This is a genomic window from Paenibacillus sp. OAS669 (genome assembly GCF_014873645.1).
Taxonomy (GTDB): Bacteria; Bacillota; Bacilli; order Paenibacillales; family NBRC-103111; genus Paenibacillus_S; species Paenibacillus_S vulneris.
The window spans coordinates 201,032-218,622 of record NZ_JADBDR010000004.1; the positions used below are offsets into that span (position 1 = coordinate 201,032).

A 17,591-nucleotide genomic window follows, 5' to 3' on the forward strand; every position below is an offset into this window, starting at 1 on the left:
CATACATGTGCTTGAGGAGTGGGCTGCGAGTTAGAGGACAATCCGCTTCAGCTCCTCTAAGAAGCTGAAGCGTCCGTTCCTGCACGGACCGGACTTCTTGAGGCGTTCATGCCCTCGAGCTTGCAAATCTTTGCTTACGCAGCATCATTACATTGTAAGTGACGTAGTAAGCGAACATAATAAGCATAAGACCGGCTGTCCAGCCGGAGCCCGAACTGAATACAGGGTTTTCCCAGGGATTGCTTGATTGCAGGGCACCTGAAGGACCCGCCGTAAATATCCCAAATAACCGATAAATGAAGCGGCCAATAAAAATAACAGTAACGAGGCTTCCGATCCATAGATTCGGGCGATAAAACCAATGACCATTGCGCAGCTCTATCTGAGTAAGCTGAGCTCCAACATAAGCCAGGATACTTCCAACGAGAATACCGAGCAGATCCGATATGACAGTGCTTGCCCGGAACGTTCCTTCCATAAGAAACAACAGCCCAATGATACTAAAAAGAACTATGGATACACCCATTTTTCGCGGCAGCAGCTGCTGCCAGCCAATATTGCGGCGAATTCTCAAAAACATACGGTACATAATAAAAATAATAAGTAAAGCCGTGATTACAACCTGTGATTGCATAAAGCGATGCCCCCTTAACATGATGCGTTTCGTTTCATGCTTCTATACTACCTTTCCCGCGAATTGAGTTCGACTAGCTGAAGATAGAATGTATTCCCGCTCTTCTCTATCTACAGATAGATGTTGCTCCAAAATCGGCTCTGCTGATTGATATTTTTCATGAAGACATGGCACAATGGAGTGGTTGCATGGTAAAGGAGGGTCACGATGAAATATTACTTGTACGGAAAACCTGTAACCGACTCCGCTTTATTATTTTTTTTAATGCAGTTCAATCATTTTTTCCAAGGTCCTCCCCTTAAAATCGTACTCAATGGAGTACTCTGGGTAACCTATACCTTTATGCTTTTTCTCCCTAAGAAGCTCTGGACAAGAACAAGACTAATGCTGGCTGCATGCCTGCTTTTGCTGGAAGCCGCAGTCGGGGTGTTCGGATTTCAAGAAATTAACCTCATATACATCATCGCAATCATTCTATTTGTGGGGGCTATTCGCCTATCCTTTATCAGACTGCAGACCCCTGCGATACTGGCCATTTGCATAACCGCAGCATTCTATGTGAAATTCGGAAGCGGAGATATTTTTAATATCATCTCCTTTCTCTTCTTTGCGACAGCCCTGTACTTCTCCATACGAAGCCGAAGACAACGCAATGAAATGTATGAATTAAATAAAAAGCATTTGGAGGAGCTTCAATCAGCCTATGACCAGCTCCATCAGGCTTCGGCCACCGCTATGCAATACGCGGTTCTCGAAGAAAGAACACGGATTGCAAGGGATATCCACGATGCGGTCGGACATAGTCTCACGTCCTTGATTGTGCAAATACAGGCTCTGCGCTATATGGTGAAAGCAGATCCGGAGCGTGCCGCACATTCGCTGGACGGTATGCTGGCCGTAGCGCGCCAAGGGCTTCAGGATATCCGCACCTCTGTTCATGCTCTTGCGGACAACCGCTCCATACCTGGAGTAACAGGTTTAAAATCACTGCTCGCCCGAATGGAGGCTACCGCTTCCATTGCTTATACCTTTCACACTGATTTACAGGATAGAGAAGTTGAGGCGGAGGCCTATGAAACCTGTTTCAGAGTGCTTCAAGAAGCCATTACGAATATTATCCGTCATTCGCAAGCGACCCAAGTCGAGGTTGGGCTTTTTAGGCGGTCCGATAAGCTTGTGATGTCTATCCGCGATAACGGGGTTGTCAAAGCTATAAACGATATCAAGGAAGGTTACGGCATCAAGGTTATGAAGACAAGGCTTGAGGAGCTTGGAGGTAGTCTTCTTCTCACGAGTTTAGCACCAAGCGGGCTGGAACTCACTGCGGCTATTCCATATAGAGATCGTTCATCAGGCGAATGGAATGAGGAGGATTGAGGATGCAGGAGCATCATAAAATCAAGGTACTGCTTGCCGACGATCAAACTATGATTAGGCAAGGATTCAGCTATGTTATCGGATTGCAGTCCGATATGCAGTTAGTCGGAGAAGCCTCCGACGGTCAGGAAGCGATAGATTTGACTTCACAGCTTCAACCGGATGTGATATTAATGGATATCCAAATGCCAAGAAAGTCCGGCATCGAAGCTACGCGAGAAATTATGAGACAGTGGCCGGCTACGAAAACGGTTATTCTCACGACTTTTGATGATCAAGAGTATATTTATCAAGGAATTCGGGCTGGAGCGGTCGGATATTTATTGAAGGACGCAGAGGTAGAACAGATGCTGGAGGCTGTACGTTCCGCATTTTGCGGTGAGGCCATTTACAAGACAAGTCTTGCGGCCAACGCCCTGCTTCGAGTCGCTTCCTCAGCAAATACCCCCAACGTAACGGATGTCAAGACACCGCTTATTGGCCCATTGACGGAACGTGAACAGCAAATCCTTCAGGAAATGGCCTACGGTCTCCGCAATGACCAAATAGCGAAAAAGCTGTTCATTACCGAGGGCACCGTTAAGTCCCATGTTCACCGCATTCTGCAAAAATTCAGCTGCGAGGACCGCACACAGGTCGTAGTCGCCGCTCTTCGAAACGGGATGGTGGATTGATGCGCAAAGCGGAGAGGGGTTAAAGTTCTGATAGCCAATGCGTCAGAGGAATCCCTGTAAAGTAAAAATAGAATAGATCTGTCCATTTTACTGGATGATCTATCCCTTTTTAGCTGAGTTGTCATTTTTTTCTTTTTTAGAATCGCTTCTTCTTTATCTCCAAGCACTGATCCGTTCGGATTTATCGGCAAAACGGGCGGACATAGCTTTCAGCCTGGCGGAGATGGCGTTTTTTTAAATGCTGATCCAGGTTGTCCTATATTCTTTGCTGATAAGATCGCCATGAATAGCGAAACGAGATGCTTGAAGGAAACTGCTTCATGTCAACACTCGCCCTCAAGAAACCGGATGAGGTACAATGCAGGCTGAGCCAGGAACTCCGGGAAGCTGCACAAATCGGCATACTCTTGATGCTCCGCATCATAACAGCCGATCATGCCTTTTTTCTTGGGATTCCACACGAGCTGAACATCGGAGTAATTATCGATATCGGCCGATAGCCGCAGCAGCTTTTGACGACCGATTCGCATCTCAAAGGTATCAGTCAAGGTAAAAAAATCGATATACCTGATCTCATAATCATTTGCCGGTAGCTCGATACGAAGCTCATCTCCGGTAAGAAAGCGGATCAGCTCATCGGTCAATTTATACTTTTTCAGTTCATATTTTTTGTTTTCCAAATGATGAAACTCAGCCGGCTCCAATGATTTCAGATAATCAGCCAAAGCCGTATTTTTATTCATTACCGCAATCGTGTAAGGCCTCTCGCCGTCTTTCTCTGCCAGCGTAACGTCCGCACCGCGTTCAATCAAATGTTTTACCATCGCTGCATTACCCAAGCGCGTTGCAACGGTTAAAGGAGTCGCACGATAAGGGTACACCATATCCGGCTGATTGTAATTAATATCCACCCCATGCTCGAGTAAATAATCGATTGTTTTCAAATCATGATCGGATACGGCTTGACGCAGCACGGCACCCCCATGCTGTTTAATATCCAATCCCAGCTCACGAATAAGCGGAATATTGGATTTTTTGCCGTAGTAGGCTTGGGAATAAGCTCCGGACCGAACTTGATTCAGCATGTCCATCCTGGCGCCATGTTCGGCAACGTAACGAACCATATCTTCCTTGCCATAGCGTACTGCGCGTAAAAAAGCAGGATTATGTTCAACATTCAAGTTAACTCCATGCTCGACCAGCAGCTTAACAACATCCAGTCTTCCGGATATTATCGCCAGATCTAATGGACTTAACGTGGTATATTGGCTAAGTACAATACCTTCCTCTATATCCCATCCCGATGCTACGGCTTCCAGCAATGCGGGAATATTCCCTTCGTAAATGTGCATCGCGATTTCCGGCAGTTCTGCGAACTTCCCAATATCTTTCAAATGAATCATGACATACCCGCTCCCAGTCAAAGTCTTATGAAGAGTATAGAAAACTGCCAGACAAAAAACAACGGGTCTTTGGGCTTAAGACTATTCGTACACTCTTTATGGGACATAAAATACCTCCGCAAAGCGGGGCGTTGGTTTTCGTGCCATAAAGAAAAAGGCCCTTATCAGCCGCTTCATATTCCCATGGAGCCTAGCAGACTTGGATTGGGAATATGAGAATGGCGATTCAGGGCCTTACTGCAGCCTATCGGCAAAATCCATTAACGCTTAGGAGCGAGCTCAATAGCTTGGCGCAGCGCTTCCTTCATGCTTTGTTCATCGGCAATGCCTTTTCCTGCGATGTCAAAAGCCGTGCCATGGTCGACGCTCGTACGGATGATCGGCAGTCCTACCGTGATGTTGACGCCGGCTTCCAGGCCGAGCACCTTGATCGGGCCGTGACCCTGATCGTGATACATAGCTACGACGATATCGAAATCCCCGCGCGTAGCACGGAAAAATAACGTATCAGCAGGCAGTGGACCGACGGCTTGAATGCCTTCCTGTTGAGCACGCTGTACACCGGGAATGACCTTTTCTTCCTCTTCGCCGTAGCCAAACAAACCGTTCTCGCCCGCATGCGGGTTGATGCCGCATACCGCAATTTTTGGTGCGGCGTAGCCTGCCTTTTGCAAGGTTTCGTGGGCCAGACGGATCACCTTGTACACACGGTCCGGATTAATCTGCTTCACCGCATCGATAATGCCGACATGCGTCGTCACATGAATGACCTTCAGCTTAGGTGCGGACAGCATCATCGAATAGTCCTCGGTGCCGGTCAGCTCCGCCAAAATTTCCGTGTGGCCCGGGTAAATATGGCCTCCCTTGTGAAGAGCTTCTTTATTCAACGGCGCCGTACAGATCGCGTCAATCTCTCCCCGGTTCGCCAGCTCTATGGCTTGCTGCAAGTACATGAACGCGGCATGGCCCGCCTCAGGACTTACCTTGCCGAACGGCAAATCTGCGGGAAGCAAATTCAAATCCCAGCAGTCAACGGTACCGTGCTCGAATTTTGCTTCCTGAAGCGCTGCAATCGTATTGACCTTGAGTCCGCTGTGAACAACCTGCGCCGCTCTCTCAAGAAGCTTGGCGTCCCCGATAACAAAAGGACGGCTTTGCACATACATCTCCGTATCACTCAGCGCCTTCATAATAATCTCCGGCCCGACTCCGGCTCCGTCCCCCATGGTAATACCAATGATCGGTCTATTCATGTGTATACTCCCCTTTCAAAATTTGCATGGCATGCCATAACGAATCGACATTGCCAAAAGCTCCTGCTTTGGTGACTGTAGGTACATTCCGTGCGCCAATCAGTCTGCCGAGCGGAATACCCGGTTCAAGCTCCGAAGTCAATTCAATACCCCTTACATCTAGATGGCGGCATACCGCCTTAGCGGTATCGCCTCCGGTCAACACCATTCCCTGCAGCGTATATGCCGAGCACACAGCCGCGGCTACTTCCCCTAATGCATCCGCGATGGCATTGGATACGCTGGATGCATCCATCCCCCGGCTCGACCCGAGCTTCTGCGCCTCAGCTACCTGCTCCGGCGATGAACCTGCATAGAACGAAACGTCCGAGCCTACGTTAAGCGCCGAGGACAGGCTGCGGTAGCAGTGCTCCTTCTCCTGAGCGGCTTGCTCCGGCGATGCGAGCAGTGTCAAAGGGTCCAGCTCCACGCATGCCACATCCGGCTGCTCATTTACCTTCTGTACCTGAGCGCGTGTTACGCGAGAGATGCTTCCGGCCACGAGCATGACAGGCTGTCCGCCGCGTTGAACCTTTTGCTTCAGTTCCGCATCTGCCGCAGCTTCAGCCACATCAGCCCCTTCGGGAGCCGTATCCAAGCCGTCCATTCCAATGGATGACAGAGGCAAATATTCAGCCAATCCGGCAGAGCCAGCCCATAATAATCGTTCCTTAAATTTTGGCATCAGCTCTGCAATATGTTGAAGGTCCTCGTCCGTCTCAGCATCGATCACTAATAGCTCGGCACCGGACTTCAATGCTTGATCGATGCTCTCCTCCAACGCCGAAAGACCTCCGCGAACAGCGGCGAGCGGAATGCTCACCGCTGTTCTCCTCGCTTGCCCCGACAGCAGCTTGCTGATATCAGCTTCGGGAACAGGCGTCTTCGGGTCCCTGCCGATCTCTGTCTCATGGATCGGCACCCCATTTAAGTAATGCCTGCCGCCGACCGTCGTTCTCCCTATTCTCGGAAAGGCCGGAACGATAATGGCCCCCTCAAAGCCGTACACATCCAGGACGGCTTCGATTTCTTGACCCAGATTTCCACGAAGCGTGGAATCCATTTTTTTATATATAAAGGCGCAGCCTTGCTCCTTCAAGGACGCGGCCGCCTCTCGTACGCGCTGGTACGCCAGCTCCCCTGGCACCGATCTGCTGTCGGTATCTAGGACAATGGTCTCCGTTCTAGAAGATGAAGCGTTCAGCTCCGACCAATTAAAGACTACTTGAGTCGGCAGCCCTTTTCTAGCCACTTGCACACCGGAATCGGAAGCTCCCGTTAAATCGTCCGCAATAATTGCTAACCGCAGCAATCCGTCTCCCTCCCTTACTTTGAATAAAATATCCCCACAAAGTGGGGCCTTGGCTTCGAAGCTGATTCAGGTACTTTGCGGGGAGCCCCGAAATTTATAAACCCTATAATAGATGAGAAAGCATGTCCGGCAAACCTGCCGGAACACGCCTTCCTACCGGTTATTGCCGTGCCGTTACACCGACGCGTTTGGCCCACCAGGCCGTGACAATCGGCACCAAAATCGCTGTGACGATAACGCACGACGCCACCAGGGCCGTCGCTGACGGAACAACCGGAGCGTACACGGAGTTGGCTGCGGCTACTGCCGCCGGAACTCCTGCTGCATTCCCTGCTGTGGATGCCGCGGATAAGCCTGCAATCCCGTTACCGCCTGTCAGACGATCCATCAACAGAAGGGTAATTCCTGAGATAACAACAACACCAATACCGAGCAGCACACCGAGAATACCGGCTTGCCATACATTTTGCAAATTCAAACCGGCGCCAAGGGCGAACGAGAAGAAAGGAACCATCACCGGTACGGCCTTACCCAAAAACTCGCGCAGCTCTTTATCCAGGTTCCCCAGAATCATGCCGACCACAAGCGGCAGGATGGCTCCTACAAGCGTCTGCCATGGAAATGCAGCCAACCCTGCTACGCCAAGTGTAATCATCGTAAGAAACGGGCCGGACTCCAAGCACATAATAGAGTAAGCCCCGACATCTTCCTTCTTGCCGAACTGACCCATCAGCGCCATATACAAGCCGCCATTCGTGTCATTCATCGCTGCTACAATCGCTACGACGGACAAGCCTGCGAATAATCCGCTTTCAATCATGCCCTCACCGAGAAATCTTGAGGCAATCAAGCCGACGATAACCGCAGTTAAAATCTTAGTCCCGAGCAGCGTCCCGCCTTTTTTCAAAATATAGGGGGTAGCTTTAAAATCGATGGTCGAACCCATGCAGACATAGAATACAGCCAGAATCGGCAGCGAACCGGTCATCAACGCTCCGGTAAACGAACCGAACGTCTTGGGAATCGAAGGAAAGAGCGTGTTAATAATGGCACCCAAAAGCAAAGGTACAATCATCATTCCGCCGGGAATGCGTTCAATTGTCGCTTTAATTTTCACAAGTAACCCTCCAAGATGTTTGTATTATTTTGCAACAATTTGAAAGTTACAAGACCTTTCCTTAGTATTATAACAAGCTCTTTCTTCGTCGCTCAATCCTGTTTATGTTTTATTTTTAAACATTTTATTCATTTTCCTCCACAGTGTAGCCCGATTAATGCCAAGTCTCTTACAGGCTTTGGATTGATTCATTCCCTCTTCCTGCAGCACTTGCAACAAGATCCGTTCCTCAATCTCCTCATAGGTACCGCTTAAATCAATCTGAGCATACGCTGCGCGGGATGTGCCGGAGCCTGCATGCTGTATCAGACGCTCCCAGACTTCATGGACTTCTTCCCACTCGGTATAATGACCTTTTGTCATAAGAAGCATTTCCTGGATCGTACTCTCAAATTCCGGGATATTACCAGGCCAATCGTATTGGGTGAGCCGCTCGAGCACCGTCTCTCTCATCCCTACGATCTGCTTCCCGAACTGTGAATTATATTCTGCGATGAGTCCCCTTATCATTTCTTCCGCGTCCTCCAGATGTTCGCGGAGCGGCGGAACGGTTAGATGCAGCTCACCTACGGCATAAATCAAATCCTGGTTATAATCGCCACGTTTAGCCAGCTTGGACATAGCAATGGAGGAGGAAGCGATAAAGCGAAAGTTGCGGTTGCTGCGAATGAGCTGCAGAACGATCTCCTGCGCCTCCGGACTTAGACGGTCCGCGCGGTTAAAATACAGTGTCCCTGTATAACCTCCGAGCAATAACCCGGGAACTCCTGCACTTCCGTAAACAAGCCGGTTCATCTCTTCATCGGTTACATCCTCGCATGTAATCATATAGAAGCCTTCCTGCTGCCGACGGCTGGACGAATGGATCGCTTGCGCGAACATGAACTTGCCGCTTCCCCTCTCCCCCGATATCCAAATATTCCGGTCCGATTCGGCGAATTTTTTGGCGCGGTTGACTGTTTTTTGCAGTGTCGGGCTTGTGCCTACAAGCTGTGTGAAAGTAGCAAGACGTGACGGGATGTATGCTTCAAATCGACGCTCACTCCTCCATGCGGTAAGCGACTCCAGATAAACCAAATAGCCCCGATGTTCTTCCTCCTCTCGAAGCATGACACTGACCTTGTACTGCTCATCAAACAAATGCACATAGTGCTCGCGGTCTGAGGTGTTCCGGCTTTCTCCGGTCTGCTTGATTACATTCGCCAAGGCGGCCGAAGCCAGGACGATGTTTTGCCCCCGCAGTGTTCCTTCTGCCTGACGCAGCATCCGGCAAGCCGCTTCATTAACATATTCGACACGCCGCTTGTCATCCAGAGCGATGATCCCGCGAGAATCCGCATCCAGCAAACGCTGGTAAAAGCGCACCTGCTCCTGACCTTTGCGGTAGACCTCGTACACTCTGTGCACTTCGCCCAGCATATCCGCGGCCGATTCCCTGCCGGATGTGATCAATATGCCCCGATGCCCCATGTCCTGAGCGGTACGGATAGTAACCATGTCGCCGAGTACAAGCTGGACACCCGATTGAAAAGCCTTCTGCAGCGCTGCCGCAACCTCGGACTTGTGCTGCACTTCATAGGAAGGGATGTCCATTTGCAGTAGGCTGGATACTTCTTTAACCCCGCGGCATATGGAAGGGAATCCAATAATAGCCACGGAGGCGTTGGAATTTTTCACAAGCGTTAATACCCTCAGGATGTCATATCCCGAGACTGGAATGTCTACGACTGGAATGGTCACATGCTCGCGAATCACCGTTGCCGTACCGCCCCGGCTCACAATCATGTCATATCCGCTTTCCTCCGCATGCTGAACGAGCGGGATCGCCTCCTGCAAATCGGCAACCTCTACGTCCATTTGAATCGTCTCTTTTTGCCTTGCCGCATCAAGCAGTACATCCTTTAAGCCGGGATAAGGCGCAATCGCTAATACGCGAATTTTCGTTTGCATAGAAATCCTCCAAGCTTTGTTGCTAAATTAATCATCAAACATAATTATACCTCATTACAAACCAAATGTTGGAGGTCTATTCAAATGTATATGTTCATTTTCTAAACAATCTTAAAAATTTTATCCGTTGCTTCAACTATTTTCCCTAAAGTGAGCAAATAGAATTCACCTGAGAGGGCAGGTTGATTAGTCTGTCAGATCTGCTTATCAGACCGGCGTAGTATCAATCTGGAATGGGTTGATTGGGCCGAAACGCCCGTAAGTAGGGCATCACAAGCATGTGATATATGGGGAAATTAGCGGAGAAGTTAGCATAGATATATTGTCTAGCCTTTATATGTCCACGGGAAAAGCTTCGTTTTTGGAGATGTGTATCTTATCGCTTGGAAAAAACTTCATAAAATACTTTTCAACTTTAAAATGGATATCCTTATGGTACCACTTCGATAAATCATGCGCTTCAAATATACGGGACATCCCCAAACGCTCTGAACGCTTCCCCATCGAACCGTCGCCGATATGAAGCGTATCGATCCAAATACGATCGGCAATGCCTTCGAGCACCTTGGGAAAATCAGGGGTAAACGGTAACACCGGAGAAATAGAAGCCTGTGTGGATATACCCGCCTCATGTACCTCTTTTAATGCTTTTACACGCAATCGGATTCCCGGAGCATACGGAGCAAACGTTCGCTTGATATCCTCCCGGTCTGTTTCGATCGTCATTGAAACGAGAAGCTTGCATTGATCTTTCAATTTCACCAGTAAGTCCAAGTCCCTTGTGACAAGGGGGCTGCGGGTCTGTATTTGCAGCAAGTCCGGCGGAGCTTCCAGCATTTCTTCCAGTACCCGCCGAGTAACAGCCGCTTCCCTCTCAATAGGCTGATACGGATCGGTCGCCGAGGACATGAACAGACGAACCGGCTTGTTTCTTCGACGAAGGCTAGTGATTTCCTTCCTGTAATTTTCAGCGGCGTTTGTTTTGATGTCTACCCATTCTCCCCAAGGGATCTCTTTGAACTTTTGGATCGGCATTTCTCTCACATAGCAGTACTTGCACGAAAAAGCGCAGCCGCTGTACGGATTTAAGGAATGAGTAAAACCTATATCCAAGTATCCCTTGGCATCGCTAAGAATTTTTTTCGAAAGGATATTTCGTATTTCCATCTGCATGGTGCCCTAACCTCCGTTGGCCGATTTGACTTCTTTATTAACAGTACCATTTTGTGAGGTATCCGAACATAGCTTTCTCCCTGCTTCCGTTACTTTCCTCTGTCTACTGCTTTTCGATTATTAAAATAAGAGCCGTTCACGTATACCAGACTAGCAATTGATAATCCTAATACAGGGAAATGGTAAACTGTAGGGAACCGTCACGATAACTGCCTAGGGAGACATCACGGGGTATTTGCCGCAGCGAGTCGGCATTGAGGATGGGAGTGAACAACATGAAGCAGAAATGGATGGATGTTATCAAAAACAAAGCGATCGTATGGAAAATCCCGCTGGCGGCAGCTCTTTCGTGGGAAATTGCGGAATGGGCCGGGTCCCAGCATCCGTACCTTGCGCCACTGACGGTCATTTTATCCATTCAATTAACCGTCGATAAGTCCATTCAATTTGCATGGCAGCGTATTGCAGGCACCATTGCCGGTGTCCTGTTTACTGTATGGATTGCGCCTATAGTTGGTACCAGCGGTTGGAGTATCGGCCTCCTCCTGTTGGTCGGAGCTCTATTGGTAACTTGGTTGAAATTAGACCATGCCATCCTGGTACAAGTTGCCCTCAGCATTTTATTGGTCATGTACTTTCAAAGCAAAATGCCGAGCTATCCCATGGACCGGGTACGCGATACGCTAATCGGAGCTGTTGTCGCTATGGTCATTCATTTGCTGGTTTTCCCGCCCGATTCCATTCACAAAGCCCGCAAAAAGATGGTCCATTTCTCAGATCATCTGTCCCATCAGTTTACCAATACGGCGCTATGGATCAAGGAAGGCTGTCCCCCTCATAAAGCTCAAGCCCTGCAAAACCAATTGCAGTCGTTATTTCAAGAGCTGCATCAGACAACGACCGAGCTGGATCAAGCGGATAAGAGCTTGAAGTACAATCCGTTAGGCGCCAGGAAGCGCATGATCTTGAACCAGCTGACGAGGCACATGGAGCGGCTGCGGTCCGGTTATGCCAATCTGTCTGACATGCTGCGGGTTTTAACGAAATGGTCCGAAAGCGGCCATTTTGCAATCGATCATCAACGAATCTGGTCCGAACATTTGTTAGAGTTATCAAGTCACATCAAGCATTGGAAAAAAGGGTTAGAGGAACCTGAAGCTGTTAACACCATTTCTAAAGCGTCCACCCAACTAATACAAGCTCCCGCTCATTTAAAAAACGAGCAGTATCCGCTTGCGTTATATATGAACGCAGAACAGGTGATTCAGGATTTCCAGAGCTCCAGTAAATTCCTGTAGTCATCTGGAGTATCCACGTCCATAAACAAGTGCGGGCTCGTGAAATCTAGACAAATACCGGAGGGATCGTTGCGGATAAGCTGCCTCGCTCCTTGGTCCTTCTGCAGCGTAAGCAGGTCTGGGAATTTTTCCTTCGAAAAAAGTACCGGCGGTCTTGCCAAGCCTTCATATCTTGAGGCTGCAAAGCTGCTGTTGGGATGGGATTGATATGCAAGCAGAAGTTTGTTAATCATTGATGGGGTGATCAAAGGCTGGTCCGCTAACAGGATCATAATCGCTTCCGCTTTCATCTCTTGTGCAGCCATGACACCGCACCGCAAAGAGCTCGCTTGCCCCAAGTGTGCATCAGAACACGGAACAACGGACCATTTCCGAGACTTCGGCTCCGCATACAATGAGCTGTCCATCCAATCTGCTTCACCGTCCCCCGAGACTATCACTACATGATCCAAGTCGGAGCTTAAGGCCGCTCTCAACGCATAATTTCCTAAAGGCATTGTCCCCAACGGGAGCCGAAGCTTATCCGAACCCATTCGAGTGCTTAGTCCTGCGGCCAAATAAATCCCTACGATCTTATTCCGCTTCACGGTGCACCAATCCCTGTAGCGCTATTTTTTCTAAGCACGGCTATGAGTTCAGCCACAATACTGACGGCAATTTCCTCAGGCCCTTCCGCTCCAATGTCGAGCCCGACAGGATAATGAGCTTTCACAGCAATCGGCACATCGGATAGCAAACGTTCCGTTCTTCCTTTTGATCCCAGAATGCCCAGATAGCGAAAGCGCTTCATAGACAGCAGCCGAAGCAGCTCCTGATCCCTTTTCAAATGATGAGTCATCACAACTACAAAATCGTAAGGTGAAAACGTAATCTCCGGTATCGTTTCTTCGGGAAACCCAACAAGGATGGAATCGGCATCCGGAAAATAACGTTGGTCGCACAATGCGGGTCTCCAATCGCTAACCAACACGGAAAAGCCGGCAGCAGCCGCCAAAGCGGCAAGCGGCCTTGCATCGGGTGCCGCACCGAATAAGACGAGTCGCGGCTTCGGTTCATATCTAAACACAAACAAGGAGGACGGGTCGGATGAAAGGAATCTGTTACCGCTATTGCAGTATGACCCCTCCCCGGTCGACATCAACTCTGCAGGTGACACAGGATGGTCTCCCCTCCATTCTCCGAACAGTCGGAGATCTTGGGTCAAGAACCCGTATTCGGCAACGGAGCCATCCGGTTCGAATCTTTTGATCGCCATAACCGGGCTTTGCTGATCCAGGTAATGCTTCAATGTGGCCAAATGATCCTTGAGAATATCATCTACCGGCTCCATCGTCACCTGAACAATACCGCCGCACCCCTGCTCTTCCCCCCACGACAAGACATCCGATGATTGCAAATCGAACACAAAGCTGCGGGAAAATCCGGTTTCCAATACATCCGGCACGCAGGCTGCAAGGTGAGCTTCCAAGCATCCGGCACTGAGAACCCCAATTTGTGAACCGTCCTCCTGAAACAGCATGTTGGCCCCTTCTTTCCGGTAGGCGCTCCCTTTCACATGAGTAATTGTAGCCAATACACTCCTAGCTCCGGTACGTTGGACAGCTTCCAGAATACGATGTATATCCGCCAAACTCTTCCCTCCCTCTGCTTCGAGATTAGTCCATCATGATGATTTCGGGGATAATATTTCCTTTACCGCAAGGTATATTTCTTCATAGGACGTGCACCTGCAAATGTTGGACTGAAGCCACTCCCGAATGGTCTCTTCGTCTGCTTGGGGATGTGCCCGCCGTAACCCCTCGCAGTTCATGATAAACCCCGGGGTGCAAAAACCGCACTGGAACGCCTGATATCGAACAAATGCCTCTTGTACCGGGGAATTCATCAGGCCTTCAATTGTCGTTACCTGCTTTCCATCGGCTTCCACGGTAAGCATTAAGCACGATTTCATGGGCAGGTTACCTAATAAAATGGTACAAGCGCCGCAATCGCCGTTATCGCAGCCGGATTTGGTTCCCGTAAGCCCGAGATGATCACGAAGCGTATATAAAAGAAGCTCGGCGGCTCTTGCATGGATCGTTCGCTTCTCGCCATTCACTTCACATTGCACCTGAACCATAGTCGAATCGCGCAACACCATCCTTCACCTGCCTTCCAATGAGTGTAACGTATCCGCTATCGTTTGTTTAAGGACGAACCGGCGATAAGGGGCAGCCCCCTCGACATTAGTCAACAATGGGGCGGGAAGCTTGCCGATTGCCAGTTCTATTCTGGTCTCCAATGCCATCGAAGAATCGTTCAATAGCTCATCCATCGGGATGGATCGGAACGGGAACGAGCAGACGCCGCTATATGCGGTATGAACCTTACGTTCCTTCTTCATCGCGGCTATGGTCACTACAGGATAGCCGATGCTCCCGATCTGCCGTTTTTTGTAATGAACGAACGGCAGCGACAAATTACTTTGGTCTGTTAATATCTGTACGAGAAATTCACCTTTCTCCAGTCTGATTTGCTGTGAAAACACCTGATGGATCGAAGCCTCCCGGATGCCATGCGCTCCTGCAACAAGCACACGGCTATCGGCCAGAAGAAGTGGAAGAACTACTTCCCTGTAATGAATTTTGCCACAGATGTTTCCTCCCAGCGTAATTTTGTTCCGGGCTGTTTGATCAGCTATTCCCAAGGCCGTTTGGCTGAGCAATGGAAACAGATTCGCGGCGGATAATGCGGATAACGTGACGCAGGACCCGATGATCAGCGAACCGTTATGGATGCCCATAACATTGCATTCCGGTATGGATTTTATATCGATAACAGCATCCGGATGGATGGCGTGAGTTCGAGCCCATGTAATGATTTCCGTTCCCCCGGAATAATAGATAGGCTGCTTCCCCTGCTTCTGCAAATGCTGAAACTGTTCAACAGCCATCTGAATGGTAGAAGGCTTGAAGTATTCAAAGTTCAGCGGTATCATGTATCGTCCTCCAGATCATCTCGGGCGTCAGAGGCAAATGGTTCAGCTGCACACCGGCGGCGATACTCAAGCTATTGGCCAAAGCCGCGGGCATGCCGATCAAGCCATGTTCCCCGATGCCGCGCAATCCGTAAGGCGCTTCCCAATGAGGCGTCTCTACGAATTCAACGAAGTACTGTGGCTGCTCACCATAATGAATCAATTTGTAGGTTCTAAATTGCGGATTAAGGACGGCACCTTGTTCATTGAATGCAAAAGCTTCCCGGCTTGCCAGACTTAAGCCCATACTCATGGCGCCTGTCACTTGGCTGCGGGCAAATGCAGGGTTAATCACTTTGCCGGCATCCAAGACCGCTGCCGCTTTGATGATTTTGTACGTGAAATCTTTGCTATTCCATTCCACCTCTACCGCTTGAGCGCCAACCGTCCATTCCGGCCCGGGGTTCCCTTTTCCAGTCTCGGGATCCAATAAAGTCAGGTTCCGCATAGCGTAGCTTCCGCGGCCGATGATTTGTCCGCCGATCGTATTGCCGTTCAGGTATGTATAGCCGTAAGCAATTTTCTCGATAGAAATCCCTCTATCAGGGTCATTCTGCAAGTAAACCCGGTCCCCTCCTACCTCCAAGTCTTTTGGCAAGCATTGCATTACGGCAGCCGCTATGCTTTTTAACTGAAGGATGGCATCATCGGCCGCTTGCAGAATCGCATTACCGACTAGAAAGGTGCTGCGGCTAGCCACGGTTTTCCAGTGATGGGGATCGGTTGCTGTGTTAACATCCGGCGTTATGTGGATCCTCTGTTCGTCCATTCGCAAGCGCTCGGCTAACAATTGAGTCAGCGCGGTCCTCGTCCCTTGACCAATTTCCACTGCACCGCAAAGCAAATTCACGCTCCCATCGGGATTGAATACTACAGTGGCTCCCGCTCCGGCATTTGTAGGCGTACTCGAATTTTTCCAGAAACAGCTAACCCCTGTTGCCCTGACGAGGTGGCCATGAATTTCACGCTGGGGACGGTCGTCCCAATGAATTAATGCTTTTAATTTCGCAATACACATGGGCAAATCGCCCAGGTTACTTCTATTCAGCTCTGTTTGTGTCGGAGACGTAGCCCCTGGTCCTATCGCATTATAAAATCGAAATTCCAAAGGATCCATCCCGATTCGTTTCGCCAGCTCATCCATAGCTCTTTCTATAGCGAACGTCAGTTCCGGATGGCCGAATCCCCGAAAGGAAGTCGAGTACGGGTGGTTCGTGTACATGCACAAAGAATCGCAATGAACATTCTCGATGTGATACGGCCCTGTACAGTCGACGGCTGCGGCCCGGCTCATGATCGCTCCCCTGTCCGAATAGGCTCCGGCGTCAAAAAAATGCCATATTTCTGCAGCCATCAGTTTGCCTTCACGGGTGCAGCCAAGCTTTATGGTGGATTCGAGTCCAATATGAACAGGAGAAGTGACCATGTCCACTTCACGGGAATTAATCAATCTCACTGCTTTGCCGCCTACAGCAAGGGTTGCCATATAGACAAGAAACTCCAGCTGTATCGTAGATTTCCCGCCAAAGCTTCCTCCGACCAGCGGAGTATGGACTGTCACCTGATGAAGCGGAATATGGAAAATTTGGCTGATCTCCTTCTGAATTTCATAGGGTGATTGGGATGCGGAATGGATGATCACTTGTCCGTCGGGCATAATCTGGGCCGTACTGCAGCGCCTTTCCATCGCAGCATGATCTGACTGAGGTGAACGAACCTCAATTTCAACAATTTGGTCACTAGTCCTCCATCCCACTTCCATATTCCCCTTGCGTATTTTAGTACGATTTGCAACGTTGGTCCCGGGCTCCGGGAACACCTCCTCATGGCGCGCATACTCTTCCAACCGCTCATGAATGATCGGAGCATTGCTCCGGTAAGCTTCCTTGGGGGACTGAACGACGAGTAGCAGCTCGTATTCTACCTTAATTCGACGGGCCGCCATCTCAGCTATGTATTCTTCTTCTGCGACAACTATCGCCACAGGTTCGCCGTAATATCTCACCTTATCTATTGCAAGTGGAGGGCGATCGGACAATGGCGTCCCGGTCAAGACGGGATAATGACGACCTGTAACGACAGCTTTAACGCCAGAAATCTTCATGGCCTCGGATGAATCGATTGATTTTATTAAAGCGTGGGCGTGAGGACTTGTAGCAAGTTTGGCATGCAGCAGCCTTGATGCCGGAATATCATTTACGTATTGCGCCGCCCCTGTAACCTTATCCCACGATTCTTTTCTGGGGATGCTTTTCCCAACCGACCGTCGGATGTAGACCCCCTCCTTACATTGAGTTCATTCGCACGTACCTATCTTCCTTTTCTATCTATATACAAGAGATGTT

At 49.5% G+C, this 17,591-nt stretch carries 15 protein-coding genes; 3 read left to right on the plus strand and 12 right to left on the minus strand.

Annotated features, from left to right (window positions below):
* Window positions 1–106: 106 nt before the first annotated feature.
* The gene (locus GGC63_RS11375) at window positions 107–634 is read right to left on the minus strand and encodes a hypothetical protein (protein ID WP_192702428.1); all 528 of its coding nucleotides are present in this window, start codon (window positions 632–634) and stop codon (window positions 107–109) included.
* A gap of 207 nt (window positions 635–841) precedes the next feature.
* Between GGC63_RS11375 and GGC63_RS11380 the strand changes: the two genes are divergently transcribed.
* Both GGC63_RS11380 and GGC63_RS11385 read left to right on the plus strand, forming a co-directional pair.
* Window positions 842–2,011, plus strand: a complete 1,170-nt coding sequence (locus GGC63_RS11380) for a sensor histidine kinase (RefSeq protein WP_192702429.1) — start codon at window positions 842–844, stop codon at window positions 2,009–2,011.
* Between the two features lie 2 nt (window positions 2,012–2,013).
* A complete protein-coding gene (locus GGC63_RS11385; RefSeq protein WP_192702430.1) occupies window positions 2,014–2,685 on the plus strand; it encodes a response regulator transcription factor in 672 nt (223 codons plus the stop codon).
* Window positions 2,686–3,008: 323 nt separating this feature from the next.
* Here GGC63_RS11385 and GGC63_RS11390 read toward each other — a convergent pair whose 3' ends face one another.
* The 6 genes from GGC63_RS11390 to GGC63_RS11415 all read right to left on the minus strand — a co-directional run bounded on the left by GGC63_RS11390 (window position 3,009) and on the right by GGC63_RS11415 (window position 10,932).
* A complete protein-coding gene (locus tag GGC63_RS11390; RefSeq protein WP_192702431.1) occupies window positions 3,009–4,088 on the minus strand; it encodes an ankyrin repeat domain-containing protein in 1,080 nt (359 codons plus the stop codon).
* Window positions 4,089–4,348: 260 nt separating this feature from the next.
* Entirely contained in the window at window positions 4,349–5,341 is a 993-nt protein-coding gene (gene pdxA / locus GGC63_RS11395) for a 4-hydroxythreonine-4-phosphate dehydrogenase PdxA (protein ID WP_192702432.1), read from the minus strand.
* Window positions 5,334–6,692, minus strand: a complete 1,359-nt coding sequence (locus GGC63_RS11400; protein WP_192702433.1) for a four-carbon acid sugar kinase family protein — start codon at window positions 6,690–6,692, stop codon at window positions 5,334–5,336. The genes pdxA and GGC63_RS11400 overlap by 8 nt, the downstream gene beginning before the upstream one ends.
* Window positions 6,693–6,852: 160 nt before the next feature.
* Window positions 6,853–7,809, minus strand: coding sequence for a 2-keto-3-deoxygluconate permease (locus tag GGC63_RS11405; RefSeq protein ID WP_079911651.1), 957 nt, complete (start codon window positions 7,807–7,809; stop codon window positions 6,853–6,855).
* Between the two features lie 102 nt (window positions 7,810–7,911).
* On the minus strand, window positions 7,912–9,759 hold the full coding sequence (locus tag GGC63_RS11410; protein WP_192702434.1) for a sigma-54-dependent Fis family transcriptional regulator: 1,848 nt from the start codon (window positions 9,757–9,759) through the stop codon (window positions 7,912–7,914).
* 333 nt (window positions 9,760–10,092) lie between these two features.
* Complete coding sequence (locus GGC63_RS11415) at window positions 10,093–10,932, minus strand: SPL family radical SAM protein (protein ID WP_192702435.1); 840 nt, start codon at window positions 10,930–10,932, stop codon at window positions 10,093–10,095.
* A 275-nt stretch (window positions 10,933–11,207) separates the two neighbouring features.
* Here GGC63_RS11415 and GGC63_RS11420 point away from each other — a divergent pair, with 275 nt between their 5' ends.
* Window positions 11,208–12,230, plus strand: coding sequence for an FUSC family protein (locus GGC63_RS11420; protein ID WP_192702436.1), 1,023 nt, complete (start codon window positions 11,208–11,210; stop codon window positions 12,228–12,230).
* Here GGC63_RS11420 and GGC63_RS11425 read toward each other — a convergent pair.
* Genes GGC63_RS11425 through GGC63_RS11445 form a run of 5 tightly spaced genes read right to left on the minus strand, consistent with a single transcriptional unit; the run spans window position 12,197 to window position 17,518 of the window.
* Entirely contained in the window at window positions 12,197–12,817 is a 621-nt protein-coding gene (locus GGC63_RS11425) for an NTP transferase domain-containing protein (RefSeq protein WP_192702437.1), read from the minus strand. The genes GGC63_RS11420 and GGC63_RS11425 overlap by 34 nt on opposite strands.
* Entirely contained in the window at window positions 12,814–13,860 is a 1,047-nt protein-coding gene (locus GGC63_RS11430) for an XdhC family protein (protein ID WP_192702438.1), read from the minus strand. Before GGC63_RS11430 ends, GGC63_RS11425 begins: the two co-directional genes overlap by 4 nt.
* A 33-nt stretch (window positions 13,861–13,893) precedes the next feature.
* Window positions 13,894–14,370, minus strand: a complete 477-nt coding sequence (locus tag GGC63_RS11435; RefSeq protein WP_192702439.1) for a (2Fe-2S)-binding protein — start codon at window positions 14,368–14,370, stop codon at window positions 13,894–13,896.
* A 3-nt stretch (window positions 14,371–14,373) separates the two neighbouring features.
* A complete protein-coding gene (locus tag GGC63_RS11440) occupies window positions 14,374–15,207 on the minus strand; it encodes an FAD binding domain-containing protein (protein ID WP_192702440.1) in 834 nt (277 codons plus the stop codon).
* A complete protein-coding gene (locus tag GGC63_RS11445; protein WP_192702620.1) occupies window positions 15,188–17,518 on the minus strand; it encodes a xanthine dehydrogenase family protein molybdopterin-binding subunit in 2,331 nt (776 codons plus the stop codon). Before GGC63_RS11445 ends, GGC63_RS11440 begins: the two co-directional genes overlap by 20 nt.
* Window positions 17,519–17,591: the final 73 nt, after the last annotated feature.

Coding starts and splice junctions, on each gene's coding strand:
- GGC63_RS11375 (WP_192702428.1), bottom strand. CDS start 634: ATGCAATCACAGGTTGTAATCACGGCTTTACTTATTATTTTTATTATG.
- GGC63_RS11380 (WP_192702429.1), top strand. CDS start 842: ATGAAATATTACTTGTACGGAAAACCTGTAACCGACTCCGCTTTATTA.
- GGC63_RS11385 (WP_192702430.1), top strand. CDS start 2,014: ATGCAGGAGCATCATAAAATCAAGGTACTGCTTGCCGACGATCAAACT.
- GGC63_RS11390 (WP_192702431.1), bottom strand. CDS start 4,088: ATGATTCATTTGAAAGATATTGGGAAGTTCGCAGAACTGCCGGAAATC.
- pdxA (WP_192702432.1), bottom strand. CDS start 5,341: ATGAATAGACCGATCATTGGTATTACCATGGGGGACGGAGCCGGAGTC.
- GGC63_RS11410 (WP_192702434.1), bottom strand. CDS start 9,759: ATGCAAACGAAAATTCGCGTATTAGCGATTGCGCCTTATCCCGGCTTA.
- GGC63_RS11415 (WP_192702435.1), bottom strand. CDS start 10,932: ATGCAGATGGAAATACGAAATATCCTTTCGAAAAAAATTCTTAGCGAT.
- GGC63_RS11420 (WP_192702436.1), top strand. CDS start 11,208: ATGAAGCAGAAATGGATGGATGTTATCAAAAACAAAGCGATCGTATGG.
- GGC63_RS11435 (WP_192702439.1), bottom strand. CDS start 14,370: ATGGTGTTGCGCGATTCGACTATGGTTCAGGTGCAATGTGAAGTGAAT.
- GGC63_RS11440 (WP_192702440.1), bottom strand. CDS start 15,207: ATGATACCGCTGAACTTTGAATACTTCAAGCCTTCTACCATTCAGATG.